Annotated in this window: 21 protein-coding genes; all 21 read right to left on the bottom strand. The window is 59.0% G+C overall.

What is annotated here, in order from left to right:
* Positions 1-28: 28 nt before the first annotated feature.
* The 21 genes from TAN611_RS23685 to tssC all read right to left on the bottom strand — a co-directional run bounded on the left by TAN611_RS23685 (position 29) and on the right by tssC (position 26,410).
* Entirely contained in the window at positions 29-328 is a 300-nt protein-coding gene (locus TAN611_RS23685; RefSeq protein WP_370569835.1) for an RHS domain-containing protein, read from the bottom strand.
* A 384-nt stretch (positions 329-712) separates the two neighbouring features.
* Positions 713-1,108 carry a hypothetical protein gene (locus TAN611_RS14520; RefSeq protein WP_203066624.1) on the bottom strand — a complete coding sequence of 132 codons (396 nt, stop codon included), beginning with the start codon at positions 1,106-1,108 and terminating at the stop codon, positions 713-715.
* A gap of 1 nt (position 1,109) precedes the next feature.
* On the bottom strand, positions 1,110-5,561 hold the full coding sequence (locus TAN611_RS14515; protein ID WP_203066623.1) for an RHS repeat-associated core domain-containing protein: 4,452 nt from the start codon (positions 5,559-5,561) through the stop codon (positions 1,110-1,112).
* A 3-nt stretch (positions 5,562-5,564) separates the two neighbouring features.
* The gene (locus TAN611_RS14510) at positions 5,565-6,002 is read right to left on the bottom strand and encodes a DcrB-related protein (protein WP_105231637.1); all 438 of its coding nucleotides are present in this window, start codon (positions 6,000-6,002) and stop codon (positions 5,565-5,567) included.
* A complete protein-coding gene (locus tag TAN611_RS14505; RefSeq protein WP_111736857.1) occupies positions 5,999-7,936 on the bottom strand; it encodes a type VI secretion system Vgr family protein in 1,938 nt (645 codons plus the stop codon). Before TAN611_RS14505 ends, TAN611_RS14510 begins: the two co-directional genes overlap by 4 nt.
* Before the next feature lie 119 nt (positions 7,937-8,055).
* The gene (locus tag TAN611_RS14500) at positions 8,056-9,492 is read right to left on the bottom strand and encodes a serine/threonine-protein kinase (protein ID WP_105231635.1); all 1,437 of its coding nucleotides are present in this window, start codon (positions 9,490-9,492) and stop codon (positions 8,056-8,058) included.
* A 46-nt stretch (positions 9,493-9,538) separates the two neighbouring features.
* Positions 9,539-12,247 (bottom strand): type VI secretion system ATPase TssH, encoded by a 2,709-nt coding sequence (gene tssH / locus TAN611_RS14495; protein WP_105231634.1) that lies wholly within the window; start codon positions 12,245-12,247, stop codon positions 9,539-9,541.
* Between the two features lie 84 nt (positions 12,248-12,331).
* Positions 12,332-13,402: a type VI secretion system baseplate subunit TssG gene (gene tssG / locus TAN611_RS14490; RefSeq protein ID WP_203066622.1), complete on the bottom strand. Its 1,071-nt coding sequence runs from the start codon at positions 13,400-13,402 to the stop codon at positions 12,332-12,334.
* On the bottom strand, positions 13,399-15,285 hold the full coding sequence (tssF, locus tag TAN611_RS14485; protein WP_105231632.1) for a type VI secretion system baseplate subunit TssF: 1,887 nt from the start codon (positions 15,283-15,285) through the stop codon (positions 13,399-13,401). The genes tssG and tssF overlap by 4 nt, the downstream gene beginning before the upstream one ends.
* 4 nt (positions 15,286-15,289) lie before the next feature.
* Positions 15,290-15,868, bottom strand: a complete 579-nt coding sequence (locus tag TAN611_RS14480; protein WP_105231631.1) for a type VI secretion system baseplate subunit TssE — start codon at positions 15,866-15,868, stop codon at positions 15,290-15,292.
* Between the two features lies 1 nt (position 15,869).
* On the bottom strand, positions 15,870-16,691 hold the full coding sequence (locus TAN611_RS14475; protein WP_105231630.1) for a type VI secretion system accessory protein TagJ: 822 nt from the start codon (positions 16,689-16,691) through the stop codon (positions 15,870-15,872).
* 17 nt (positions 16,692-16,708) lie between these two features.
* A complete protein-coding gene (locus tag TAN611_RS14470; protein WP_105231629.1) occupies positions 16,709-17,710 on the bottom strand; it encodes a type VI secretion system-associated protein in 1,002 nt (333 codons plus the stop codon).
* A 26-nt stretch (positions 17,711-17,736) separates the two neighbouring features.
* A complete protein-coding gene (locus TAN611_RS14465) occupies positions 17,737-18,510 on the bottom strand; it encodes a PP2C family serine/threonine-protein phosphatase (RefSeq protein ID WP_105231628.1) in 774 nt (257 codons plus the stop codon).
* A complete protein-coding gene (gene tagH / locus TAN611_RS14460; RefSeq protein ID WP_203066621.1) occupies positions 18,510-20,357 on the bottom strand; it encodes a type VI secretion system-associated FHA domain protein TagH in 1,848 nt (615 codons plus the stop codon). The genes TAN611_RS14465 and tagH overlap by 1 nt, the downstream gene beginning before the upstream one ends.
* Before the next feature lie 449 nt (positions 20,358-20,806).
* Entirely contained in the window at positions 20,807-21,568 is a 762-nt protein-coding gene (locus TAN611_RS14455; protein ID WP_203066620.1) for a DUF4225 domain-containing protein, read from the bottom strand.
* 34 nt (positions 21,569-21,602) lie between these two features.
* Positions 21,603-22,424, bottom strand: coding sequence for a lysozyme inhibitor LprI family protein (locus tag TAN611_RS14450; RefSeq protein WP_203066619.1), 822 nt, complete (start codon positions 22,422-22,424; stop codon positions 21,603-21,605).
* A gap of 9 nt (positions 22,425-22,433) precedes the next feature.
* On the bottom strand, positions 22,434-22,868 hold the full coding sequence (locus TAN611_RS14445) for a T6SS amidase immunity protein Tai4 family protein (RefSeq protein ID WP_203066618.1): 435 nt from the start codon (positions 22,866-22,868) through the stop codon (positions 22,434-22,436).
* Between the two features lie 81 nt (positions 22,869-22,949).
* Positions 22,950-23,315, bottom strand: coding sequence for a T6SS amidase immunity protein Tai4 family protein (locus tag TAN611_RS14440; protein ID WP_111736867.1), 366 nt, complete (start codon positions 23,313-23,315; stop codon positions 22,950-22,952).
* Positions 23,300-23,785, bottom strand: coding sequence for a type VI secretion system amidase effector protein Tae4 (locus TAN611_RS14435; protein WP_370576226.1), 486 nt, complete (start codon positions 23,783-23,785; stop codon positions 23,300-23,302). Before TAN611_RS14435 ends, TAN611_RS14440 begins: the two co-directional genes overlap by 16 nt.
* 47 nt (positions 23,786-23,832) lie before the next feature.
* Entirely contained in the window at positions 23,833-24,315 is a 483-nt protein-coding gene (locus TAN611_RS14430; RefSeq protein WP_015672867.1) for a type VI secretion system tube protein Hcp, read from the bottom strand.
* A 589-nt stretch (positions 24,316-24,904) separates the two neighbouring features.
* Complete coding sequence (gene tssC / locus TAN611_RS14425; RefSeq protein ID WP_105231618.1) at positions 24,905-26,410, bottom strand: type VI secretion system contractile sheath large subunit; 1,506 nt, start codon at positions 26,408-26,410, stop codon at positions 24,905-24,907.
* Positions 26,411-26,412: the final 2 nt, after the last annotated feature.

Below are 26,412 nucleotides of genomic sequence, written 5' to 3'. Positions count from 1 at the left end.
CGGGGCCAGCGCTGAAGCGCTGTTCAAATCAGCCGTTGGCTGATTTGTCTCTGTCCAGATACTGGCCCTGATAGCGCAGATTCTGCGCCGTGGCGAGGGTGCCGCTCTCGGCGTCGGTGGCGCCCCAGGCGGAGAAACGGCCGTGCCAGACGACCTTGCCCTGCGCGTCGGTCATACGCTCCGGCAGGCCGTTGAGTTCGCTGTGGTACCAGTAAATTTCACTGCTGTCGCCGTGGCGGTCGACGCGGGCCAGCGGCTCGTAGCTGTCTTCCTTGTACAGATACTGGGTGCTGCGCTGCGGCTGGTCGGGACTGTGCTCGCCCACCATCTACAGGCCGTTCCAGTGGAACAGGGTGGTCTGCGGCTCGCCGTGGTGCGGGTAGAGGGTTTTCCGGGTACGGCGCCCGAGCGCGTCGTAACGGTATTCGGCGCGCTGATGGCGGCTGTCGCCGTCGAAGGTGACGGCGGTCAGGCGGTGCGAAGAGAGAGTAAATGAAATGATGCACCTAGAGAAATTTAAGGGGGCTCGTATTTATTACAGGGGGATAAGTGTTTGATTTTCAAAAAAATAAAAACTCGCCCCATGATTGAATAAGTTAACAAACCTATGAATCTTATACGTTATAAAATATCATTTGGATTAATAAAGTAATGGGAAGTTCATAGTGAACTACCCATATCTTTTTTAATGAAGATGATTTCAGGTGATCTTTTAATTTCCAAGCTTTTGGTTTGCCACTTCCCTTATTGTTTCTTCATGATCGTTTGATAGTTTTTTTAAAATCTCAGTTGGAACCTTTTTATTTCTTGCGATACAAAGTCTTACGGAATAATCCTCATCACTAGCTAATTTATCAAATAAATCGAAATCTAACTTCCTTTTCATTGCGATACTAAATCGAACATCTTTGTTCTGGTCGTTAACTAATTTCTTTAATATTCTAAGTGGAACATTCTTATTAGCAATAATCCAGACTTTCATATCGGGGTGATTATCAATCACATCATCCCATACATCTGCATGTATATCTTCATGTATGGCTCTGTGGTAATCATCAGGGTTGTCACTCTCCCTAAGAGTAATGAATTCTTTTGCTGAATTTATCATATTAAAAATCTGCTCCTTTCATTTCTTTCCAAGGAATAAACTTACCTGTGTCACCTTTATGTTTTCCTACAATGAAATCACCAAATTCATCGGCGTCTCTGTACCAATCTAAACCTTTTTTACCTTCTTTAAATACTTTCCATTGAGAACCACCATGTCCGGCTGTATCTTTGGACCACCATAGACCATCGGATTTGCTTCTGTAAATCTTTCCAAATTTACCATGCTGAACTACTTTATCAGTACCTTCTTTAGTTATTCTCCAAGGCTTTCTAGCACCTGTAGTTGGGCGGCACATCAACCCCAACGGATCCACCCAGCTAATCGGATCCGGAGTATACGCGTAGGTATTCACCCCGCCCGCCAGCCCAATCGGATCTGACTGGGTAAATCTACCGCAGTTCGGATCGTAGTAGCGGAACAGATTGTAGTGAAGCCCGGTTTCCCTGTCCAGATACTGGCCCTGATAGCGCAGGTTCTGCTGTGTGGCGAGGGTGCCGCTCTCGGCGTCGGTGGCGCCCCAGGCGGAGAAACGGCCGTGCCAGACGACCTTGCCCTGCGCGTCGGTCATACGCTCCGGCAGGCCGTTGAGTTCGCTGTGGTACCAGTAAATTTCACTGCTGTCGCCGTGGCGGTCGACGCGGGCCAGCGGCTCGTAGCTGTCTTCCTTGTACAGATACTGGGTGCTGCGCTGCGGCTGGTCGGGACTGTGCTCGCCGACCATCTGCAGGCCGTTCCAGTGGAACAGGGTAGTCTGCGGCTCGCCGTGGTGCGGGTAGAGGGTTTTCCGGGTACGGCGCCCCAGCGCGTCGTAACGGTATTCGGCACGCTGGTAGCGGCTGTCGCCGTCGAAAGTGACGGCGGTCAGGCGGTGCTCGGCGTCGTACTGAAAACGCTGCTCGACGCCGGTGTTGCCGTCGCGGCGCCAGCTGAGCCGGCCGAAGCCGTCATAGCCCCAGCGGTGGCCGTTCAGGCGCTGGAGCAGGTTGCGCCAGACGGTGACGGCCGGGCCGTCGCTGCGGTTGCCGGCGGGGTCGTAGTAAAAACGTTCCTCGCGCTGCGGCAGGATACTGTGGGTCAGCTGCCCACGGGCGTCATAGCCGAAGCGGCGCTGCTGGAACCGCGGCCCGTCGGTGAGGTTGTCGTTCTCAATCAGCTTCTGCTGCACCACCAGGTCCTGACGGTCCCACTGGTAGCGGCGTTCGAACACCAGCGGGTGGCTGCGTTCGCTGCTGGCGCGGCGCAGGGTGATGCGTCCGACGCTGTCGTAACGGGTCTCCTGGGTGACTTCGCCGAGGGTGCAGGTCACTTCCCGGTGCAGCTTGTCGCGCTGCCAGCCGGCGATATTGAGCCGCTGGCCGGCGGTCTGCAGTGCGGTCTGCAGCAGGTGGCCACTGCCGTAGCGCAGCTGGGAGAGGGTGCTGCCGTCGGGCATGTGGGTGGCGCTCAGATTGCCGAGCGGGTCATGGCTGTGCTGCCAGAGTCCGCTGTGGTTCTCTTCGGCGCACAGGTTGCCGGCGGCGTCGCGGCTGAAGCGCAGCGTCTCCTGCCAGTCGGGCTGCTCGCCGCGCGCCTGCGCCTGCTGCCACAGCGCCAGCGGGGTGCGCCGTACCTCCAGCGTTCGCGCCTGGTAGCGGTATTCGGTGCGGCTGTCGGCGGTCTCTTTGGCGGTCAGGCGGCCCAGCGCGTCATAGCTCAGACGGGTGTGGAGCGGCTGCGCCGCGTCGCCGTCCTGCGCCAGCGGGTACTCGGTTATGGCGCTGACCTGTCCCAGCGGGTTGTAACGGTACTGCCTGCGACGGCCGGCAAAGTCACTCTGGGCCAGCAGGCGGTGGCCGGCGTCGTAGTCAAACTGCCAGCGCTCGTTGTTGGGGTTGACCAGCGCGGTGAGACGGCCGAAGCGGTCGTACTGATAGCGGGTCTCGATGCCAGCCGGGTCGACGGCGCAGGTTATCTGGCCGCGCACGTTGCGCTCGACGCGGCGTTCGGAGAAGGCGTCGATGTTCTCGCGGCAGGGCAGACCGGCGTGGTCGTAGTCGTAGCGGGTTTCCCGGCCGTCGGGACGCACCAGCGCCTGCAGACGTCCGGCGGCGCTCCAGCGATAGCGGGTGGCGTTGCCTTCGGCATCGCAGGTGCGGAGCAGATTGCCGGCGTCGTCATACTCGCGGCGGCTCTGGTGGCCGGAGCAGTCTTCGTCGCGGGTCAGCTGGCCGAGGGCGTTCCACCAGAACTGCTGGGTATTGCCGAGCGGGTCGGTGCGGGTCAGCAGGTCGCCCTGGTCGTTCCAGGTAAAGCGGCTGACGTTGCCGAGCGGGTCGGTCATCTCCACCACGTCGCCGAACGGGTTGTAGCGGTATTGCCAGCAGGCGCCGTCGGGCAGCACCTCTTTTAACGGCAGCGCCCAGGCGGTGTGCCAGGTGGTCTGGGTGGTGTTGCCGAGCGGGTCGCGCACCAGTATCAGGTTGCCGCGCTCGTCATAGCCCAGCTCCCAGCGCTGGTCGTCGGGGGTGATGACGGCGCTGAGGTTCTCGCGCAGGGCGGCCCAGCGGAAGCGCCAGCGGGCGCCGTAGCTGTCGGTATAGTCGGTAATGCGCAGCAGGCTGTCCCAGCGGTGTTCGGTGGTGCCGCCGGACAGGCAGGTGACGCTGGCGCGGCGTGCGGCTTCGTCCGCCTCCAGCAGCCAGTGCTCCAGACACTGCAGCTGCGCGTCCAGCACCAGATACTCGCTGACGCGCCAGTGGTCGCCGTCCGCCGCGCGCTGCCAGCGGTAGCTGACGCGCAGATCGGTGGCGTAGCTGTGCCAGGCCAGCAGGCCGCTGGCGTCGTCCCAGCCGTAACGGCGGGTGACGATGGCGTCGGCGTCGCGCACCGCAATCAGCTGCCCCTGCGGGTTGTAGTCATACTGCACCAGCAGGTGTTTTTCCTGTCCGACGTGCTGATGCACCGCAAGCAGACGACCGTTGCGCGCGTCGTAGCTGAGCTCGACGTCCAGCGCCTGGTTGTCGCTGGAGATGGTGACCAGCTGGCCGGCGCTGTTCCAGGCGAAGTGGTGGCAGTTCTCGTGGCGGTCATAAATGCGCGCGATGCGCCATTCGCCGACGCGGGCAGGATCCGGCTCGTACAGCTGGTGTTCGCCCTCGGCGGTCTGCAGCAGCATCACGCCCTGCAGCGAGCAGTAGAGGGTAAAGCCGTCCTCGGTAAAGCGAATGACGTCGCCGGGGGTGACGTTGCCGAGGCCGGTCTCGCGGCCGGAGGCGTCGCGCAGGATAAACTGCGGCTGGCCGCTGTCGTCCAGCATGCGCAGCAGGCGGGTTTCGAACGGCAGCATCCAGCCGACGCCGAGCATGCCGGCGGCGCGGTTGCGGCTGTTGTACAGGCGCTGCCAGTAAAGCGGGATGCGGTCGGGGAGGGTGAAGTCAAGCTCCTCCTCGCCGGCGAGGATTTTGGCGCCGGTGGGGATATGCACCGGGTGGCCGGTCTGGGTGGCGGCCACCAGCGTTGTACCCACGGCAGCGCCGGCGGCGTTGCCCGCCAGATCGGCGGCGGCCACGGCGGCCAGAGCGCAGCCGGCATCCTTCAGCGCCAGACGGGGCATTACGCGGCGGAACAGCGACTGACCGAGCGCCAGGCCCTGCTTGCCCAGGCCGCCAATCAGGCCGCCGGCAAAGTAGGCCAGCGCGTTTTTACCGCTGCGGATATCGCGCACCACGATGCCGTCGCCGCCAATGCGTACGCGCGGGTTGTCCGCCACCTCGATCTTGGCTTCGCAGGTGCTGCGGTCGCCGTTGCGTGCGGCTGGGTGGCCGTTGATCAGCACCTTCTTCGAACCTTCGGCCAGGAAGTTGACGTTCTCCGCCATATGGCCCTTGGTGCAGGCGACGGTGTCTTTGTTGGCCGGGGTGGCGTACGGGCTGGCGCTCTCGACGGTGGGCTGGGTGATGTCGTCCCAGACGTCGCCGAGCCAGTTTTTCACCGATTCGCCGTCGATGCTGGCGATCTTGTCGATCAGCGGGCCGGGATGCATCACGCTGGAGATGATGCCGCCGGCCACCGCCAGGGCGCTGTCGATCAGGCCCGGGCCTTCTTCAGCGCCAACGTCGGGACTGTTGAGAAAATCGTGGTCGACGGTGCCGGCGGCGCGGGCCGCCGGTTTGCCGTTCATATGGACGTTGTCGGAGCCGCTGGTGATAAAGGCGTCGGGCGGGCCGGTGCCGATCAGCGTATCCACCAGCGCGCCGGCGGCGGTGCCGATTTTCTCCGGAATGCCGGACACCATGGCACCGACGACCAGGCCCAGGCCAATCGGCGCGCCGAGCCCGGAGGAGATCAGAAAGGTGGCGCCGGCGTAGATGCCGGCATAGATGGCGCCCTCAACCAGGCCGCTGACAAAGTCGGCCAGCAGCGAGCTGTGCACCAGCGGGTCGCCGAGACTCGCGGCGGTTAAATCAGACATCGCTTACGCCTCCGCTGCGTTGCCGGCCGGAATAAATCCCTGGCGGATCTGTTCCCAGGTGGCCTGCGCCTCGGCGGCGAAGGCGGCGCTGGTGCTGAAGGTCAGCACCATCAGGTGGCTTTCCAGGCGTACGACCAGCAGTTGCTGCTCGATGGCGATGCCCTGGTTTTCAAAACGCACGCTGACCGCCCGTGCCGGCAGCGGACCGAAGCTGCTGTCCTCCACGGCGCGGGCGCTGAATTTCTTCATATCACGCTTCACCTTGGCCAACTGCTGTTGCAGGTAGGCTTCTTCCTGGCCCGGTTTGACGTCATAGGCGCGGGTGACCACCAGCGTGGCGCGCGCCTGCGGCAGTTTGAGGATGGTGACGCTGGTATCCTGCGCCGCTTCCGGCAGCGTCAGGGTGCCTTCGGACAGGGCGTAACGGGTCTGCTGCGTCATGCGTTGCCCTCCGAAGAGCTGTTGAACACCTTGGCGACTTCCTGCGTGATCTCCGCCGGGGTTGGCGTCGGCGTTTTACCTTTGGCCGGTTTTTTGATGTTGAGATCCAGCGTGCCGCCGGTGTTGATTTCGCCCTGCGCGCTGGCGTTGATTTCAAACTGGGTGCACTGAATCGAGACGGTGCCGTTCGGATTGAGCGTCAGCTTGCTGTCGCCGCTTACCAGCGTGATGCCTTCGCCGGAGCTCAGCATGATCTGCTGCTGCGTCTTCATCGCATAGTCGCCGCCCACCAGTTCACTACGGTTGTACTGGGTCGACTGGCGGTATTCGCCGTTAACCTGGCTTTCATGGTTTTTAGTGACGATAAAGTTGTGGTGGCCGCCGACGGAGTGGCTCTCGTCATTTTTGACGTTGGTATCCATATTGCGCTCGGCCTGGATCCACACCTGCTCGGAGCCGGCCTTGTCCTCAAAGCGCAGGGCGTTGGCGTTGTCCGGCGTGCCGTCTTTGGAGCGGCTCATAAAGCCCATCTGGGTGGCGGCGGCCGGCAGCGCCCACGGCGGCATGCTGGCTTCGTTGTACACGCGGCCGATGACGATTGGCCGGTCCGGGTCACCGTTGATAAAGTCGATCACCACCTCGTCGTTGACGCGCGGGATCTGCACGCCGCCGAAGCCCTGGCCGGCCCAGGCGCTGGAGACGCGCACCCAGCAGGAGCTGGTGTCGTCGCCTTTGGCCAACCGATCCCAGTGGAACTTCACCTTGATGCGGCCGTATTTGTCGGTCCAGATCGACTCGCCCTGCGGGCCGACCACGCGGGCGGTCTGCGGGCCGTGGGTTTTCGGCCACGACGCGCTCTGCGCCGGGCGGAACTGCACATCGGCCGGGATGACGGTGAAGTCGATGCGGTGCAGGCTGCCCTGCGTATCGCCGCTGGCGTAGCTGTTTTCGCGCAGGTGATAGCGGGCGGAGAGCGTCAGGTATTCGCCGTTATCGGACATATAAGGCGCTTTGATCAGCGTAAAGGTGTTGCCGGGGGCGATGCCCAGCGCGGTAGCGGTGCCGGTCACCTGCTGATGCTCGGCCTGCCAGGATTCCTGACGCACGCGCGCGTAGAACTCGCCCTGCTGATGCTCGGTATAGCGGCCGGGCCAGTCGTAGACGTCAATCTGGCCGGGGGCCGGCGAGGCCGGGTTCTGCCGCGCCTGGAACAGCCAGGCGTTGGGCTTGCGGAAGTCGTAATCGTCCACGCTGTAGATGCCGGGGGTCACCTGATCGGCCAGCGTCCACTGGCTGATGCCTTCTTCACTGGTGACGCCGCCGGACGGCGTGACGTGGTACGGAATGGTCTCATAGCCGGGGAACGGCTGGTGATGGTGCGGGTTATCGGCCAGCACCATGGTGTGTTTGTCCTGCTCGTGCTTGAAGTAGTAGTAAATGCCTTCCAGCTCCATCAGGCGGCTGATGAAGTTAAAGGTGGATTCACTGTACTGCACGCAGTAGCCCCATTGGCGATACTCGCCGGTCAGCTGGTCTTCCAGCTGAATGTTCTGTTCGGCCAGCAGCGCTTTGACGATGTCCGGAACGGTCTGCTCCTGGAAGATGCGGAAGTTGCGATCCTTGAGCATCGGCCACAGGTCGGGCTGTACGCGCAGGGTGTACACGGAATAGCGGGTGCCGCTGATTTCTTCGCTGCTGACGGCGATGGCGGTGATCTTGCCGTTGAGATAGCGGGGCGGGCGCAGCAGGCCGGGGATCGGGATTTCCAGCGTCAGCGGCTGGCCGAGCAGCGCCTTGCGGTCCAGACGTGCGTCGGTGCTCAGCAGTTCGATGCGGAAATCAAACGGCGTGGACAGGGCTTCGGTGCCTTCCAGCGAACGAAACAGCAGTTGTTCAGGGCCAAGCGGCGTATAAGCTGTGATGCGGTCTAACATAGAAACATCCTTGGTGAATGACACTCCTCGTTACGGCGGCGTGGCCTTGGACCGGGGTAGTGATGTCAATCGCGTGGAGGTAAAACGGCGCCGTCTGACGGCGCCGGAATAGGGGACAATTAACCGGCGTCGGTCGGCGCGACCAGCCAGGTGCCGGCATGCTCGATCGTCAGCTGTTGGCGGCGCAATCTATCGTCGTTACGGTGGATTTCCAGCTGATAGGTGCCCGGCGCCAGATCCAGGCTGGCGAAGCCGTTAGTGCTTGGCTGCAGCGACTGGACTTTGCCGTCCAGCGTCACTTTTTCACCCGGGCGCAGTTTGAAATAGACCATCGCCACCGGCGCAGGCGGCGGTGCGGCTTCCTGCGCAGCGCTGTCCAGCTGCGGCGCACTTTGCTGCGGTGACAGCGTCTTGTCGGCCGGCGCGCCGTTTTCCGCCGCCGCGGTCGGCGCGGCGTCGTCCGGAGAGCTGCTGAGCCAGGAGATGATGCCAATCACCAGCAGCGCGGCAACGCCCGCCCCGATCATCATCGGCCGGGAGAACGTCATACCGCCGACGGTTATGCTGCCGGCGGCGGCAGTGCCGGTCGCCGGAGTGCTGGCCGGCAGTGGGGGTTCCGGCGCGGCGGCCGGCGTGCTGATGATTTCCGCTTCGTCGGCCACCGGCAGGTGCAGCAGCTCGGCCATTTCATCGATGGTTTGCGGCCGTTCTTCCGGTTTCAGCGCCAGCGTCTGGTCGATTACGCGCAGCAGCTCCGGCGAGTAGCCTTCGGGGCGGCGCTCGCTCAGCGGCTGGTAGCTGTCTTCAATGCTGCGCACCACGCTGACCGGCGGCGGGTTGCCGACGATCAGGGTATGCAGCACCGCGCCGAGCGCATAGATATCCGTCCACGGACCCTGCTCGCCGTCGCTGTTTTCGGTGTATTGCTCGATGGGCGCGTAGCCCGGCTTCAGCATGATTTCCGTTTCGTCGGACAGGTTGCCGATCTCTTTACGGGCCGAGCCGAAGTCCAGCAGCACCGGCAGCTGATTCTCCTGGATTTGGATATTATCCAGCGAGATATCTCGGTGCAGGTAGCCTTCCTGATGGATGGTGTCGATCGCGCTGAACAGCGGCGGCAGCAGCCGGCGGATCCACGCCTCGTCAATCATCGCCGGCTGTTGCAGGCGGAAGTTTTTCAGCGTGGTGCCGCTGTAGAACTGGGTGCCCATATAGGCGGTGCCGTTCTCTTCCCAGAAGCGCAGCACGTGCAGCAGCCCCGGGTGGGAGAAACGGGCCAGCAGGCGCGCCTCCTGAATAAAGCTGTTCAGGCCGGCCTGAAAGGTTTTGCTGAAACGTTCGCCACGCAGGCTGAGGGTCAGATCGTCATTGCGTTGGGCCAACTGGGTCGGCATGTACTCTTTAATGGCGATGGTGCGTTCAAGCTGGTGGTCGTAGGCGCGATAGACGATGCCGAAGCCGCCTTCGCCGATCACTTCCTTGATCTCAAACTCGTTGAACCGATAGCCGATCGGCAGGCTGTTTGAGTTCGGTTTTTTGATCCCGTTTCCGGACATAGTGACTACTCTCTGTGATCAACTGGCCGCCGCGGCGGCCGGGGCGTTAAGCCTGAAATTGACAAATAAACTCGTTGTTTTGCAGTGCGATATGCAGCTGGCGGTAGCGCTGGTCGTTGGCGCTGGCCGACAGCAGGGTATGGCTGATCTGCGGCAGCAGGGTGTTGGTCAGGATGGCGTCGACCATACGCCCGCCGGATTCCACCTCGGTGCAGCGGCTGACGATCTGTTCGATCACCGCGTCGTCGAAGGTGGTGGTAATGTCGTGGTTTTCTGCCATCCGGCGTTGGACGCGGCCCAGTTGCAGACGCACGATGTTGCCCAGCGTGGCGTCGGTCAGCGGGTAGTAAGGCACCACCAGCAGACGGCCGAGCAGCGCCGCCGGGAACACCTCCAGCAGCGGCTGACGCAGCGCGCCGCTCAGCGCTTCCGGCTCCGGCATCAGGTCAGGGTCGCTGCACAGGCCGGCGATTAAGTCGGTGCCGACGTTGGAGGTCAGAATAATAATGGTGTTGCGGAAATCGATATGGCGGCCCTCGCCGTCCTCCATCCAGCCTTTATCGAACACCTGGAAGAAGATTTCGTGCACGTCCGGGTGCGCTTTTTCAATTTCGTCCAGCAGCACCACGCTGTAAGGACGGCGGCGCACCGCTTCGGTCAGCACGCCGCCTTCGCCGTAGCCGACGTAGCCCGGAGGCGCGCCTTTCAGCGTCGATACGGTGTGCGATTCCTGGAACTCGCTCATATTGATGGTGATAACGTTCTGCTCGCCGCCGTACAGCGTTTCCGCCAGCGCCAGCGCGGTTTCGGTCTTGCCGACGCCGGACGGGCCGGCCAGCAGGAAGACGCCCACCGGTTTGTTCGGGTCGTCCAGCCGGGCGCGCGAGGTGCGTACGCGGCGGGCGATCAGGTCCAGCGCGTGGCGCTGACCGATGACCCGCTCGTTCAGGGTGTCGGACAGCTGCAGCACCGCTTCGATTTCGTTTTTCACCATGCGGCCCAGCGGGATGCCGGTCCAGTCGGCGACCACGGCGGCGACGATATTGGCGTCCACCGCGGCGAAGATCAGCGGCGCTTCGCCCTGCAGCGTAGCCAGCTGCTGTTGCAGCACGGCCAGTTGGGCGCGCAGTTCATCTGCCGACGGCGCCGGTTCTGCGGCTTCAGCCGCCTCGGCGGTTTCCGCCGGCGTTTCCGCGTCGCTGTCGGTTGTGGCGTCGTCGTCCGGTTCCGCTTCCTGCTGATGCAGTCGGGCGCGCAGATCGATGATTTGCGCAATCAGCCCCAGTTCTTCCTGCCAGCGCTCGGTCAGTTGCGTCAGCTGCTGCTGCAGCTCGCTCAGCTGCGCTTCGATCGCCGCCGGGCGCTGCGGATCGCCGATGCCGACCTTGGTTTCGCGGCGGGCGATATCCAGTTCAATCTGCAGCGCGTCGATGCGGTGGCGGCAGTCTTCCACCTGAGCCGGCTCGGCGTGCTGGCTGACCGCGACGCGGGCGCAGGCGGTATCCAGCAGCGCCACGGCCTTATCCGGCAACTGACGCGCCGGGATATAGCGGTGGGAGAGACGCACCGCGGCGTCGACCGCTTCGTCGAGCAGCAGCACGCGGTGGTGCTGTTCCAGCGGGCTGACGGTGCTGCGCAGCATCAGCAGCGCTTTCTCTTCGTCCGGCTCGTGCACCTGCACCACCTGGAAGCGGCGGGTCAGCGCCGGGTCCTTCTCGATGTATTTTTTGTATTCCGCCCAGGTGGTCGCGCCGATGGTGCGCAGCTGACCGCGCGCCAGCGCCGGCTTCAGCAGGTTGGCGGCGTCGCCGGTGCCCTGCGCGCCGCCGGCGCCGACCAGCGTATGAATTTCATCGATAAACAGAATAATCGGCGTCGGGCTGGACTGGACTTCGTCAATCACCGTCTGCAGGCGTTTTTCGAACTCGCCCTTCATGCCGGCGCCGGCCTGCAGCATGCCGATATCCAGCAGGTACAGCTGCACGTCGCGCAGCTGCGGCGGTACGTCGCCGGCGACGATGCGCAGCGCCAGGCCTTCCACCACGGCGGTTTTACCGACGCCGGCCTCGCCGGTCAGCAGCGGGTTGTTCTGCCGGCGGCGCATCAGGATATCGACGATCTGGCGGATCTCTTCGTCACGGCCGCTGACCGGATCGATTTCGCCGTTGCGCGCGCGCGCCGTCATATCCTGCGCATATTGCGCCAGCACGCTGCCGCCGGACTGGCCCGGTACGGACACGGCGGCCGGTTCGCCGGCGGCGCTTTGTGCCTGAGCGTTTTCCGACGAATTGCCGACAATGGCGGCAAACTGGTCCATCAGCAGATCGGCGTTGATGCGTTCGAACTGGCCGGAAATGGCTTTCAGCAGATGGCGCAGGCTGTAGGTTTTCAGGATCCCCAGCAGTAAATGGCCGCCACGGATGGCGTGCGCGCCGAACTTCAGCGAGCCGTAGACCCAGGCGCGCTCGACCGCGCTGTCGATATGTTCGGACAGATCGGAGATGGCGCTGGCGCCGCGCGGCAGGCGATCCAGAGCGTCGACGATATCGCGCGTCAGTTGGTCTTCGTCGAGGGCGAAGTGGCGGATAATCTGCTGCAGATCGCCATCCTGCGCCTGCATCAGCTGATGCAGCCAGTGCGCCAGTTCAACATAAGGGTTGCCACGCAGCTTACAAAAAGCCGTGGCGCTTTCCAGGGAGGTGAAAAGCAGGCTATCCAGTTTGCCAAAGAGTACCGAGCGGCTGATTTCTGACATGGTTTTCCTCGTAGGGGCAGGGCAAGTCCTGCCTGCGTTTTAAACATATCGATGTAATTGACGGACGCGGCAGTGCGCGCCCTGCTAAATATCTTCCAGCGGTTCCGGGCTGAAAGTCAGATCGCCGGCGTCGTGCTGACGCCGTTCGGCGGCCATCCAGCTGCTGAGCCCCAGCCGCTGAGTGCCGCCGAGCTGGGTGCCGATCAGCTGTTCTTTTGCCAGAATCAGCCGGACTTCCCAGACAAATTCGATGCCCAGATACTGGCGCACCCAGTCGCGCAGCTGTTCGCATAGTTCGGCGCCGGGCAGGAAACGGTCGTATTCCTGCTGCGACATCGGGCCTAGCTCGATGCGGAACTTGTGCTGCACGTCGCGCACCGCCACGCCGAGAAACGCCGACTCGCCCAGCCGCGGTGCGCCGCGCCCGGCCTTAAGCCGCGCCTGTTCTCGCGGGTCGACGCGCAGCCAGTGCGGCACGTTCTCCACGATGCGCACCGGCACCTGGAAATAGCCGCGTAAAATTTTGCTCAGGCCTTCCGGGTCGCGGCTGTGGCGAATCAGATGACCGGCCATAAAATGCTTGGCGTGCGCATTGATGCTGTCGCGCTGGCGCTGCGCCGGCTGGCCGTTGCCGATCAGGCTCGACAGGTAGTCATTAAAGCTGCCGTTGTCGGGCCGGTCGAGCGACACCGTCGGCTGCGCATCGGCCCAGGCGCGGTAAAACAGCAGCGTCAGGCGGTGATGAAACAGGTCGGCGAAGGCCGTCAGGGTGGTGTCCTGATGGTGGTAAATCCGTTCGCGCGCGTATTCGGTCAGGTGCAGCGGCAGCGGGCCGTTGGGGCCGAACAGGCCGAAACTGAGGATCGACACGTCATGCAGCGGGCTGCCGCTGCGCGGCGTGACCTTGGCCAGCGTCGACGGTGCGAAAGAGAGCGACGGCTCCTGCCCCAGACGCAGCATTTCATGGCGCGGCAGCGGGGCGCGCCCCAGCAGATAAGCCTGGCCGCCCTGAGCGTCCAGCCGGCGCAGCAGCTGGAACAGATCGTAACGGTAAGGCGCGGCGCGCAGCCGCGGCCAGAAGTCGTCCGGCAGGCGGTGCAGCGCGTTGATCTGCGGCGCGTCGCCGGCCGGCAGTTCGGTTACGCTTTCACTCATATCAGCGTCCTTTTGCCCATGCGCGCCTGCCAGTGGGCGATTTCACCGCGCTGCTGACTGGACAGCGTCATTTCGGTAAAGGTGTTCATCGCCACCAGCCGTGAGAACAGCCGTTCCAGCACGCTGCCGAGCAGATAAGGGCTGTTGCCGGAGAACGCCTGATCGTCAACGGTCAGGTCGATGGCGATGCCGCGGGCGAACACGATCGGCCCCGGCTCCGGCACCCGGCGGTACACCGGCCGCAGGTTGCAGCTGCGCACGCCCTGAATCTGTTTGGCGATTGCCGGCTCGCTCAGGTTGCCGTACAGGCCGAGCAGCTGACGCAGGCTGGCGGCGCCCTGTTCTGGATCACCGTCCATCAGGCTCAGGTAGTTAAGCTGCAGCTGACTGATCAGCCGCCAGGTGATCATGCCTTCCGCCAGCGCCGGCCGCGGCGGCGTCGGCCCTTTGCGCAGGAACACCCGCTTGATTGGGATAGAGTCCGGCATCACGAAGTTGCCCTGGTCCTGCTGCATCAGCATCAACGGCAGATCGCGGCTGGTGCACAGCACGTCGGCCGTCAGGTATTTGAGATCGCTGTGCCAGGGCGACTGGCGCTCATCCACCAGCGAGACGAACACTTCGGAACCGACATAGCCGGTGCGGGTGCCGTAGCGCCGGGCGTGAGAGGAAAGGGTGCGCTGTTCGCGCCGCAGCGAGAAGTAGGCGCCGTAGTTGCCGTCGTCTTCGCTCAGCGTGCTGTAAAACGGCCGGAACTCCTGCTCATAGCGTTTCTCGCTGGCGCTGCCGCCCAGCCTTTGCACCGAGAACACTTCATAATCCAGCGGACGGATATTATCGACCACCAGATGGTATTCGTGATTTTTTTCGTTGAGGGTGATGCGTTCGGCCACCTTCGGGAACAGGTTAATCACCGGCGTGCAGTGCAGCGCCAGATGGCTGACGTCAATCACCCGCTCCAGCGCGGCGTCGTGGCGGTCCAGCAGTACCACGATCTCAAACTGGCGCAGCGTTTTCTTGCCTTCGCGCACGCTGCGCAGCAGCGGCTGCAGCCCGCTGATGCTGAAGAACTGGAAGCGCGCCGGGAAGGCGAAGTATTCCTGCAGCAGACGGTAGCCGTCGAAGTTGCGCAGGTCGTTCGGCAGCAGCGCCTGTTCCGGGGCGAAGCCTTCCTGACGCAGCGCGTCATCCGCCAGCACGCGCCGCTGCGGCTGCGCTTCCACCGTCTGGCACAGCATGCCGACGCTGTGCTGCATCAGCAGCTCCAGCAGTTGCTGCGCCTGCATATCCGGCCCGGAGAGGTAGAACATCAGGTTGTCGAGATCCAGACTGTTCAGCGTGACGGTGTCATAGCACTCCAGCCGGATGCGCAGTGCGCTGACGCAGCCGCGGTTTTGCAACCCGAGGGAGGAAAACGGAATATCGGCCGGAATGCCGCCCAGTTCCACGCTGGCCAGCCGCACCGGCTGCAGCGTGACGTCGTGGGCGGTGGTATAGCTACAGGTGATGCCGTTCTTTTTCAGCGTCTGGCTGTCCATCATGGTGCCGCGCGGTACGGTAAAACCGTTGCTGATGTCGCCTTTGCTGCTGTCCGGCTGCAGTTCGGCAATCGCCATCGACGGCGTCGGCGACAGATAGTTCGGATAGATAATTTCCAGAAGCCGCTGCGAGAAACGCGGGAATTCCGCGTCCATTTTCAGCTGTACGCGCGAGGTCAGGAAGGCGAAGCCCTCCATCAGACGCTCGATATAAGGATCCGCCACGTCGATGCCGCGCATGCCGAGACGCCCGGCGACCTTCGGGTACTGTTCGGCGAACTCCGCGCCCATCTCGCGCAGATAGGCCAGTTCGCGGTTGTAATACTCTAACAGTTTACTGTCCATCGCCTTACCCTATGTCTTTCAGATCGAAGTGACCGTTTTCCAGGTCGACGTCGGTTCTGAACAGAAACTCCAGCGGATAGGGCACGCACCACAGGCGGCCCTTGATTTCAATCGATAACACGTTGTGCAGCTCCAGTGAGCCGGTGTCGGAGATGCAGCGCACCTGCAGGCCTTCAGGCAGAATGCGCGGCTCGAAATTCAGGATCGATTCGGTCAGCGCGCGCTGGATATCCTGCCATTCAATGTCCGACATTCGTTTGCCCGCCAGCGAGGCGACGCCGTAATTCACCGTGGAGCGGCGCACCTGAGGAAAATCGCCGAGGTCGAGATTGGATTCGCTGTTGACGCAGTTAAACAGCCACTGCAAATCGCGCAGCACGCGCCGCCGCAGTTCGCTGTGCGACACCAGATTGCGGATCTGCGCTTCCTGTTTTTTATGCGGTTCATCATCGGTCAGCAGGTCGAGCAGCACCGGCTGCATCTTGTCGCGTGACGTCAGGCGCTCGCTGTCCTGCCGCTGGCGATAGCCCTGCCGGCGCAGATCGTCGCCGTTATGAGCGCCCCATAGGTGCTTGTCGTTCATCTCAGGCGTCCTGATCGAAGCTCAACTGGCGCAGGCTGTGCAGCGGAAACTCGTCGCTGTCGCTCAGCCAGGTTTTCAGGCCGTAACCGAGATAGTGCGGGCTGTCGCCGAGCGGCTGCCATTCGGTGCGCTTGCCGAGCAGCAGAGCGTCGTCGCTGTCTGCCGCCAGCGGATAGCGCGCCGGCAGCTGACATACCTGCTCGCGGCCGTCGGTCAGGCGCACCAACGCGTGGCTCCAGACCAGATCGATGGCGCTTTGCGGCGCCTGGAACTGGATTTCGGCGATGGCGGAGAACGGCAGCCAGTAGTACACGCCGTTGAGCGCCAGTTCACACACCGGGCCGAGGCGGCCGTCGCCGTCGGTCAGCCAGTCGAAGGCGACGGTTTTTTCATCATCGCCGTCCGCCAGCAGCAGGCTGCCGCCGCTGGCCGGCGCGTCTTCCAGCGCCTGGTCGCGCAGCGCCTGCGCCTGTGCGGCGTCGCCGGCGACGTCGAGCTGCAGGGCCTTGACCATCTGTCCGATCCAAGGCTGATCCTGTTTCAGCAGCGCCGGTGCGGCCTGGCCGGCAAACACCGCCTGGCGTTGCAGCTCGGCCTCGACCGACTGCAACAGCAGCAGGGTGGTCGGCTGCGCCATCGGTTTCAGCGCCTGCCAGGATTTCAGCTGCGCTTTGGCGCGCTGCCAGTTGCCGCTCAGGCACAGCAGCTGCACCAGCGCGGCGCGCAGATCGGCGTCGGCCGGGCGCGCTTTGATATCGGCTTCCACCGCCTGGGTGGCTGCGCTGACGGAGCCGCCTTGCAATACGTCGGTTAATGATTTCACAACAAAATACCTCTTAATCAGTGGGCGGCGTTCTGGACGGTCAGATAACTGCCGCTGGCCGGGTCAACCCGGTCGGCGGCCAGCTGATCCACCAGCCGTACGCTGAGCGGCTCGCGATAGGCGCTCAGCAGCGGCAGCCAGGTTTCACGCACTTTGGCGACGCGCTGTTTCACCCGATCGGCATCGGCGGCCTGCTGGCGGGGGAACTCGGCAATCAGCGTGCCGCTGAAGAACCAGGCGTGCTGAGCGGCGTCAAACGGCAGCACCAGATAGCTGCCGGCCACCTGCGGATTGGCCAGCACCATGCGCTGGCGGTTGGCGCTGACCACGGTCAGCGTCTGGCCGGCCACGTCAATATTCATCAGCGGGTAGCCCTGCAGGAAGCTGATGGTCGGCGAGCTGCTTTTGCCATTGCTCTGCAGCTGGACTTTATCGCTGCCGCTCAGCCAGCCGTCGCTTTGGCAGGTGAGGTTACCGCCGGCAGGTACGAACATCGCGCTGCCGGCGTCGTTGCCTTGCCAGTAAGTGCGGAACTTGCAGCCTTTCGGCAGCTCGAACACCTGCGCCGGCGCGGCATCGGCCTGCGGTGAACTGACGGCGACCGCGGCCGGCGGCATGGCGGTTGCCTGCTGTGCTTCCGGCGTTGTTTCCGGCTGCGCCTGCGGCGCCGTTTTAACCTGCGGCTTCCAGCGCTGGTTTTTCAGCGCATCGCCGGCTGCCAGCGTGTTGCCGGCCTTATCGGTCAGCGTCCACGGCAACTGGCTGACTTTGGGGCACTGTTTCGCCAGCAGGCTGCCTACCCGCGGCAGGAAGCCGTCCAGGATGGCGGCGTCCTTTGCGTTAGCGGAAACAATACGCAGCGGGATGCTTGGCGCACACCAGCTTTCCGGTTTGTTGTTTTTGACGTTGTCGATAAAGACTTCGAGTTTCTGGCTGGGAGAATACACCAGCCGGTAATTTGCCGCGTGAACGGCGGGTACCGCCATCAGGGCGATCACACCGGGCATCCAATATTTCATCGTTAACCTTAGCTGTGTTATGCGGTTCAGTCGCGCGTGAGGAAACGTTCTGCATCCGCCAGCGAATGCAGCAGCGTGGTCTCTTGCGGTGAACCAATCCATACGGCGATAGCGCTGTAGTTATCGCTGTTGTTGTCTTTCTTCCATGCTTGCTGCATCAGGGCGATCCACTCGCTGGGGGAGTTGACCATATGCAGCGATTGCTCCAGTTCGGCCTGGGTAAAGCTGTGCCAGAAGCCGTCGGTGCACAGCAGGAAAACGTCGCCGTCCTCTAACTGCAGTACGTCGCTGTAGGTAGCGTCGCGCTCTTCACTCAGCCCCAGCGCAAAGTACAGCAGGTTGCTGTTGATGCCGCTGGTCTGGTAACCGGCGTCCTGCATCTGCTGGATCAGGCTGTGGTCGGTGGTAACCGCGTGCAGGTAGCCGCGACGGAACAGGTACAGGCGACTGTCGCCGGCGTGAGCCCAGTAGGCCAGCTGGTAATCCCGGTCGATAAACAGGCTGACCAGCGTGGTGCCCATCTTGCTGTACTCTTCGGACTGATTCTGCTGCTGGTGGATGGCCGCATTCGCCTGCGAGATATGCTGTCGGATGCTCTGCGCATCCAGATGTTTTTCGCCGTTAAAATTGTCCAGGATGGTGTCGCGCGCCAGTTTGGCGGCGACTTCGCCGCCGGGAAAACCGGCGATGCCGTCGCACACCACGAAACAGGCTGCACGGTTGCCAACCACTTCGCCGGTCTGATCCTGATTTGAGGCGCGGCCGCCCTGATTAGAGGTAGAGGCTATGGTGATATTCATTACACGTCCGGTTTGGTTTGGGAGTCTTTGTACTGATTCACTTCAACATCATAGGCATGCAGGAAGGCTTCACCAAACAGCGTATGGAAGTCATCTTCGATCTCGCCCGAGGTCTGCTGGTAATTTTTTACAAAATAGTCCCACAGTGCCGCTTTACGGTTGGAAGGCAGCGCCAGCCGCGGCGCGGAGCCTTCTTTACGCGCTTCTTCTTCCAGACGGTCCGGGTTAAAGGACTGCAGCATGGCGGCGATGATGGCGCGAATGCCGGCGATCATCCCCAACTGGTGCGCCTGCAGATCGATCAGCGCATCGCGCACCGCCTGCTCCGGTGGCATAAAGCCCGGCATCTGGCTGCCGAACATCTGCATCAGCACGGTTTTACCGGACGGCAGCAGTTTGAACGGGTTATTGGCCTCGTCGAGAATCATGGTCATCTCTGCCTTCACGCCGCGCTTGAGGATAGAGCGCGAAGAGAGCAGGGCGACGGTGCCTTGAGAGAACAGGCTCAGCAGGCGACCGACCTGACGTACCTGCTGCTCGTCAAAATGTGGCTGCGGCTGCAGGTCGTCCAGGCCGATGCCCTGCAGCAACGCTTTGAGCAGCGGGCCTTCCAGCACGTCGCCGTTAGACGCCGCCGAGCCTTGGGCGCGGGCGTTCTGATAGGCGATAGGATCGATACCCAGCCGGTTGCCCGGGCGAGAACGCTGCTGGGGTTCCACATGCGGCGCGGCTTCAGGCGGCACGAGCGGTTCCGGCTGCGCGCGTGGCGGCTCCTGCGGTGCGGCGGCCTGCGGCTGTGGCTTCGGCGCTGGTGTTGGCTGAGCCTGTTGTTGCGGTTGCGGTTGCGGTTGCGGTTGCGGCTTGGCCTTTGGCGCTGCCTGCGGCTGCGGTGCAGGCTGAGGCTTTGCCGGTTCAACCGGGGCTGCCGGCGTTTGAGGTGCGGCCACGCTTGGTGCTGCTTCCGGCTGTGTCAGCGGTACGGCGCCGCCCATCAGCAGCCCCAGCGGATCGTTGCTGTTTGATGCGCCAGGCGTGCTGGGCGCGGAAGAACCGCCGAACAGCGCCAGCGGATCCAGCTCTTCATCTTTATTGCCGCTCTCCGTCACCGCCGCTTGCGGGCGTTTTGACGTTTCCGGTTTGGCCGGTTTCGGCTGGTTTTCCGCCAGCAGCGTGCTCGGCGTGGTATCGGTCAGGATATTGTCGCGCTCGAAGGTGCTGTCGGTTTTGAACAGTTCGGCCGGGTCAGTCTGTTTTTGCTGCAGCTGGTGCAGATCGACATCGCCGTCCAGTTGGCCCAGCGGGTCGCTGGGGTTCAGTTCGCGCTGTGGCCGATCGAGCAGCGGGTTATGGTCGGGCTGCGCTGCTGGCTCCGCTTTCGGCGGTACGGCCGCGGCGGCGCTTGCCGGTGTGAACTCTTCCACCAGGCTGTCCCAGATTTCGTTGGGGATCGGCGCGGCGCCGTTTGCCTTGGCGGCCGGCGCGGCATCGGCCACCGGCGCCTGAGGCACCGGTTGCGCAGCGGCTGCCGGCTGATTCAGATCGTTGACCTGGATCTGATAATCATCGATACCGAGGATATCGCCATCCTGCAGCTCCACCTGACGGCCGCGCTCCAGCGGAATGTCGTTCAGCAGGACGCGGGTGACGTTGCCACGGTTGGTGATGCGGCACTCGCCGTCAGCGGAAATATGCACAATGGCCTGCAGGCGGGAAATCGCGCGCTCTTCATCCGGCAGAACCAGGTTGTTGTCCACGCTGCGGCCGATGGTGCCGCCCGGCGGCAGGAAGTCGCAACTGCTTTGCGGCGGGTTTTGGCCATTTTTGTTTTTTACAATAGAAAATCGCATAAGGCATTCCTGCTGATTAGGTTTGATGCAAACTGACCATGTTGTCCGAGGTTGTTAAAGTGGAGGGACAAGATGAGTAGGCAAAGGCAGTGTTTGAGTTTTTACTGGGTGATAACTTAGTATTTAATGCCGTTTTTTATAGTAGTTATTGCCTGGAATTAATACTAAGTATGCAAGCATAAAGGCAAGGCTGCTTTTCCAAACAACATCGTATTCAATGAAGTTTATGGAATAAAAGTGATTAATAAAAGAATCACCATGTCTAAAAATAAGCCCTTGTATAGTGCTAAAACATACATTTATGAGAATTGCCATAATGTACAGTGGATAGCTGTGTTTCTTCTTTACGATTTTTCTGAGGAAGAAAAGGCCAAGTAATATTAGGAATGATAAAACGAAATAGGTGACCGTGAATCCATATGAATAGGTGGACAGAGTGACGTCGTTACTCATTGTTGCTTGCCGCCCTTATTAATATCATAAATTGTATAGCCTGTAATAGCATCACCGACGATCTCTGCTCCCAATGGGATCGCACCTAATTGCCTCCAACCACGAATATAATCGCTTTGTATATACCTAAATAGACGACGGGCATCTGGTCTGACTATTTGACGAACCATTCCATAACCGGATAGAGCTAGGTCAACACTGCCATATACAGTATCGGCGACTTGCGAATTATAACCTAACTTGCTTGCGGCATAGCGATAAGCATCTTTGACTAAACCTACTTTCTCCTCACGAAATAGTAGGTAGTAGCCATTCTCGTAAATATTATTCGCACCTTGTAGCATTAGCGAGGCTCCTAAGGTTCCGCACCCTAACCCTAGAGTCCCAGCGCAAGCACCAACACCTGCAAAAAATTGAGAACCTCCACTGACAAATCCAACTTGCTTTAATGCTAAGACCGAGTCTTGTTTTCGTCTCTCTTTTTCTATAGCCAAAAAGAATTTAGCTTTAGCTAAATTAAGATCAATAGCTTGTTGTTCTAAATTTCTCAACTCATCATTTATCATACTATAGGCACCATAGTATGATACGCAATGTAAACGGCTTTCTTGCTCCGCATGCTGAATGAGTCGTTCAATTTCAAGAGAGAAATCAGCTTTTGACTCATTGGTATATAAATACTGCAAGGAAAAAATAAACGCTCTTTTTCTTAGCTCTTTGATAACATCTTCAACATCTTTTTTTGTTTTATATTGCATATTGAAAATCCTCCTTGATAATTACCAGTTAGCCTTACCAATATGATGAAAGTGAGTCAATACGAGTCGACATTGCGTCAGTCAGACACTTTTTGTCATTCATGCATTTATCTCTTTGCTGTAACCATGATTTTTGTGATTTCATCAATGATGTGGATAAATTTTTATCACCGACATTGTTGGATTGTTTTTTAGCCAGCAACCAGGCACGAGCGACACTTTTATCATAAGCGGCTAAATTAAAATCCGAACATATCGCTTTCTCAACGTTGCTTTTAGCATTAGAGCACTCGAATGAGGCAACGGGTTTAGGGTTTGCAGGCAACCTGTTAAGCTGCAATAACGAACCATCATACCAATTGACCAGTAATTTATTTGCGTTGAGTACGGCAATGCGGGCATTCATGGTGTTGTCGGCAGGGCCGAATGAGCCTGAGGCACAAGTTATTTCTTGGGCCAAAACATGCTTGTTACCATCCTCGTTTAATTCATAGCTTTTAGTCGTGATGGTGTGTTCGCCGCCCATCGTGTCGGTAATATATTGGTCAAGACTGATTGTCTTTTCAGCAAGCTTTGGGGTGAAGCAGTTGCTGCCTTCCGGCAAGTTTGTTTGGATTTTACTATTGCTAATAGTAATGACTCTACCGACCAGTTGCGGATCGTTAAACTGATAGCTAAGTGTGCGTGTGGCATCGTTATTGATATTTGCCTGGTTAACTTGCCATTGACCTTCAATCGAGTTGACTATGGCTTCGCGAGCATTTTTATCTGCTGCATTGGTAGCATAGGGTATCAGGCAGCAAACTAGGCTAAGTGACAATGCTCTTTTTATTTTTCGTGTTCTTGGCGAGATCACAGCATTACCCTATTTATGGCTTACTCTCTCAGGGTTGTCTTGTACCCAGTTGGCGGAAGGTCTTTCCACATACTCTTTGGCCAGTGCATCCAACTTTTCGCTGTGGTACATATCCATGCATTTCATGAGGTTTAGCGGACTCTTGCCATCTTTAGCGTGATATGTCTTTGCCAGGTACTCTTTTGTTAATGCAATAACAGGAGATGCTTCATCACGGATGATGTAGTCTGACCATGCATCAATACCGTTGGATGAGGTAATGGCATCTTTACTGGCTTCAGGTGATTTTTTATAGGCAACAGAGATACAGTACGTCAGGGCAATATCTTTATAGTTCTGTAAATAACTACGGTACGCTGCCTGAGGGGGCCAATCAGCCATGCTGTTTTGAGCCGTGGCGTAACCTGCAAATACAAATAATGCAAATGCCATTGTTTTTTTCATTTCAGCATCCAAAATATTGCATGGTTAGTCGTATAGCGGGCACCGGTTTGTCAAAGTGACTATGTTACTAATATCGGTCTATTAATTTTTATCTTTATATTCGGCTATGATGTTATCGAGTTCCCGGCTATGATAAAAGTCTATACATTTAGCCAGCGTCATTGGTTCCCCTGACATACTGTCATAGTGCCTTGTAAGGAAGGTTTTAGCCAAATTACGCACGGCAGTATATGCTTCAATTGGATAATCACCGAATTCGTTGTAGCCTCGTGCGGCTGCGGCCGCATCGTTTTTGACTTCCAGTGCAGAATAACCCTTTGCTACACAAACGCTGAGTGCATAGTTTTTTAGATATTGCTCCGGATTGTATTTTTCTTTCGCATGCACTGTATTGCCGCCGATTAATAGGAGAATGGCTAGGCAGAATGTTGTTACTTTAATTGCCATATTGATGCCTCACTTGCCTTGGGGAAATAACAATGGTCGGAGCAGGCTTTGCCATCCCACAGTGTTACATGCCCACTTGCGTCATTCCACCCCGGTACAGTGAAGACAAGAACCCCTTTATCATTGGCAAAATCAGAAGGTGTAGGATTTCTAACGGTTTTATCTGGGCGGCCAAATTTATAAGTAAGGAATTTAATGATGTCCTGAACGCGATAAATATACCAGTTCTTATCTTTTCCTGAGACGGTTTTCCAACTGCCTCGTTCCACTTTAAAACCTGAGTAATTCAATGTGTAGCTCATGCGTATTGCACAAGCATTAGTGAATCCTTGCAGGGGGTCATCAATACCTAATTGTATGTTCAGGTTAACATTGCCGCCAATTTTCTTTCCGACTTCAGATATATCTACGTTAATCTCTGAAAATCGTTGCCAGGCTTGCTGAAATGAAGGGCGTTTCATCTTATTCATCCTTGATGGACAGATGTCCCTCAAAGAGGGACATCTGTTGAAAGCGATTAAGCTTCGCGGTTTTCTTTGATGTTCCAACCTGCGCTGCTTTCTGCGCCTTTACCACCTTTATCGCTCTGCTCCCAGTACTGCTGTTTAACTTTAGCAGCCTGGAAGGAGTAGGTTACGCCGACGGTGTCTTCACCGCCTGAACCGGTGTACTGCACAGCGGTAACCAGTACGTCGTCCAGGGTGATTTTTACATACTCAACCTGAGTACCGCCGGCTTTACAGACGGACAGTTCGATTTTGGTCAGGTGCTTACCGCTGGAGCAGTGCTTCAGCAGAGCCGGGGTGGATTTATCAACCAGCGCGTTAACGTGCAGGTCGTTAAAGCACACTTTACCGGCGCCGCCGCCGCCGCCCACGCTCATGTTGCCCGGTTGGGACGCGCCCCAGGAGAAAGAAGTAATGTCGGTCCAGCCTTTGTGGTTGGAATCTTTAGATTCACCGCTGGCGCCTTCAACTTTCAGGAACATATCAATAGCCATAGTTTATTCACTCTTTTTAAGGGTTAATAATATTAACGTTGCGTTGAAAAATCAGGTAATAGCAGCAGGAATTGGAAAGTTGGCAATGCACTACCATTTAACGCTCCTTGTGCCATGCACCTTATGAAATACCGAAAACTATCGGTATTGTTTATCGAGATACTATTCTAAATAGTAATAACTCAATAATTATTTATGCGGGTTATCTTTGCTCCAATAATAATTTGAAGCGACAAAGGCTGTCATGTGCAACAAATTACCCACTCAGGAGCGCTAATATAACCGCAAACGGTTCAAAGTTACACCTTTGCCGTTGGTATTAGCTTTACTGCGGAATTCTGGTCTTTGAAGCTGAGCCGGCCAATAAACATATTGACTGTATCACCTCCAGATTTGATATCAAACGGTATCGATTCCCTTATTGGCCTGTATCACAGGAAAAGTGTTTGCCTGAATCAAAACTTGAAACATAGTGTCAGTACGATCATCACCTGGCGATGGTTATGAGCACTTAATAAGACCACATTGGCTTGTGCCAAAGATATTCCTGCAGATTATCGGGCCGCGTTATCGGCCCGATAGTGTTGCATCAGGACGCGTCATTCTTCTTCAGCGAAGGCAGTTTCGACACCAGACGCAGGGAAACGGTCAGGCCTTCCAGCTGGTAATGCGGACGCAGGAAGAACTTGGCGCTGTAGTAGCCCGGGTTATCTTCGATCTCTTCCACCTGAACTTCCGCCGCAGCCAGCGGTTTGCGGGACTTGGTTTCCTGCGAGGAGTTGGCCGGATCGCCGTCCACGTAGTTCATGATCCAGTCGTTCAGCCAGCGTTCCATATCGTCGCGTTCGCGGAAGGAACCGATTTTGTCGCGCACGATGCACTTCAGGTAGTGCGCGAAACGGCAGCAGGCGAACAGGTACGGCAGGCGTGCAGACAGCTGGGCGTTGGCTGAGGCGTCGGCGTCGTAATATTCCGCCGGCTTCTGCAGTGACTGTGCGCCGATAAAGGCGGCAAAGTCGGAGTTTTTGCGGTGCACCAGCGGCATAAAGCCGTTTTTCGCCAGTTCCGCCTCGCGACGGTCGCTGATGGCGATCTCGGTCGGGCACTTCATATCCACGCCGCCGTCGTCGCTCGGGAAGGTGTGGCACGGCAGGTTCTCTACGGCGCCGCCGGATTCCACCCCGCGGATCGCGGTGCACCAGCCGTACTCTTTAAAGGAGCGGTTGATGTTGGTCGCCATCGCGTAGGCGGCGTTGGTCCAGGTATAGTTGCCGTGCGTTGCGCCGTCGGTATCTTCTTCGAAGTCGAACTCATCAACCGGATTGGTGCGGATGCCGTAAGGCAGGCGCGCCAGGAAGCGCGGCATCACCAGGCCCAGGTAGCGCGCATCTTCCGACTCGCGCAGGCTGCGCCAGGCGGCATATTCGGTATTCTGGAAGATTTTGGTCAGGTCGCGCGGGTTGGACAGCTCCTGCCAGGATTCCATCTGCATCACGCTTGGCGCGGTGCCGGCGATGAACGGGCAGTGGGACGCGGCGCTGATCTTGGCCATTTCACCCAGCAGTTCAACGTCCTGCGGGCTATGGTCGAAGTAGTAGTCGCCCACCAGGCAGCCGAACGGCTCGCCGCCGAACTGGCCATACTCTTCTTCATAGATTTTCTTGAAGATAGGGCTTTGGTCCCAGCCCACGCCCTTGTGGCGCTTCAGCGTGCGGCCCAGCTCTTTCTTCGAGATGCTCATAAAGCGAATTTTCAGCAGCTCATCGGTTTCCGAGTTGTTAACCAGATAATGCAGGCCATGCCAAGCGCCTTCCAGCTTCTGGAAATCTTCATGGTGAATGATTTTGTTGATTTGCTGCGACAGCTTTTCATCAATCTCCGCGATCAACGCCTGAATGGTGCGATAGGCGTCGGAGGAAACGGTCACGGTGTTTTCCAGCGCCTGCTGCGCCAGCGTTTTCACCGCGTTGGCGACGGCTTCTTTCGCCTGATCGGTCTTCGGACGAAACTCTTTGTTCAACAGTGCGCTGAACTCGTCGTTGGATAAGGTTTCGTTAGTCTGTAACGCTTGTTGTTGCTGAGGCGAGTTGCTCATCA

This window comes from Serratia sp. Tan611, assembly GCF_905188235.1.
GTDB classification, from domain to species: domain Bacteria; phylum Pseudomonadota; class Gammaproteobacteria; order Enterobacterales; family Enterobacteriaceae; genus Serratia_B; species Serratia_B rhizosphaerae.
Note: the sequence above shows the minus strand (reverse complement) of the source record. Positions and strands in the feature narration are given on the sequence as shown.

What these genes read in the sequence shown, in the direction of transcription:
- tssF (WP_105231632.1), bottom strand. Translation starts at nt 15,285, where the DNA reads ATGGACAGTAAACTGTTAGAGTATTACAACCGCGAACTGGCCTATCTG.
- TAN611_RS14430 (WP_015672867.1), bottom strand. Translation starts at nt 24,315, where the DNA reads ATGGCTATTGATATGTTCCTGAAAGTTGAAGGCGCCAGCGGTGAATCT.
- TAN611_RS14435 (WP_370576226.1), bottom strand. Translation starts at nt 23,785, where the DNA reads ATGAATAAGATGAAACGCCCTTCATTTCAGCAAGCCTGGCAACGATTT.
- TAN611_RS14455 (WP_203066620.1), bottom strand. Translation starts at nt 21,568, where the DNA reads ATGCAATATAAAACAAAAAAAGATGTTGAAGATGTTATCAAAGAGCTA.
- tssH (WP_105231634.1), bottom strand. Translation starts at nt 12,247, where the DNA reads ATGTCAGAAATCAGCCGCTCGGTACTCTTTGGCAAACTGGATAGCCTG.
- tssC (WP_105231618.1), bottom strand. Translation starts at nt 26,410, where the DNA reads ATGAGCAACTCGCCTCAGCAACAACAAGCGTTACAGACTAACGAAACC.
- TAN611_RS14465 (WP_105231628.1), bottom strand. Translation starts at nt 18,510, where the DNA reads ATGAATATCACCATAGCCTCTACCTCTAATCAGGGCGGCCGCGCCTCA.
- tagH (WP_203066621.1), bottom strand. Translation starts at nt 20,357, where the DNA reads ATGCGATTTTCTATTGTAAAAAACAAAAATGGCCAAAACCCGCCGCAA.
- TAN611_RS23685 (WP_370569835.1), bottom strand. Translation starts at nt 328, where the DNA reads ATGGTGGGCGAGCACAGTCCCGACCAGCCGCAGCGCAGCACCCAGTAT.
- TAN611_RS14500 (WP_105231635.1), bottom strand. Translation starts at nt 9,492, where the DNA reads ATGTCCGGAAACGGGATCAAAAAACCGAACTCAAACAGCCTGCCGATC.
- TAN611_RS14480 (WP_105231631.1), bottom strand. Translation starts at nt 15,868, where the DNA reads ATGAACGACAAGCACCTATGGGGCGCTCATAACGGCGACGATCTGCGC.
- TAN611_RS14440 (WP_111736867.1), bottom strand. Translation starts at nt 23,315, where the DNA reads ATGGCAATTAAAGTAACAACATTCTGCCTAGCCATTCTCCTATTAATC.
- TAN611_RS14510 (WP_105231637.1), bottom strand. Translation starts at nt 6,002, where the DNA reads ATGACGCAGCAGACCCGTTACGCCCTGTCCGAAGGCACCCTGACGCTG.
- TAN611_RS14445 (WP_203066618.1), bottom strand. Translation starts at nt 22,868, where the DNA reads ATGAAAAAAACAATGGCATTTGCATTATTTGTATTTGCAGGTTACGCC.
- TAN611_RS14470 (WP_105231629.1), bottom strand. Translation starts at nt 17,710, where the DNA reads ATGAAATATTGGATGCCCGGTGTGATCGCCCTGATGGCGGTACCCGCC.
- TAN611_RS14515 (WP_203066623.1), bottom strand. Translation starts at nt 5,561, where the DNA reads ATGTCTGATTTAACCGCCGCGAGTCTCGGCGACCCGCTGGTGCACAGC.
- TAN611_RS14520 (WP_203066624.1), bottom strand. Translation starts at nt 1,108, where the DNA reads ATGATAAATTCAGCAAAAGAATTCATTACTCTTAGGGAGAGTGACAAC.
- TAN611_RS14505 (WP_111736857.1), bottom strand. Translation starts at nt 7,936, where the DNA reads ATGTTAGACCGCATCACAGCTTATACGCCGCTTGGCCCTGAACAACTG.
- tssG (WP_203066622.1), bottom strand. Translation starts at nt 13,402, where the DNA reads ATGAGTGAAAGCGTAACCGAACTGCCGGCCGGCGACGCGCCGCAGATC.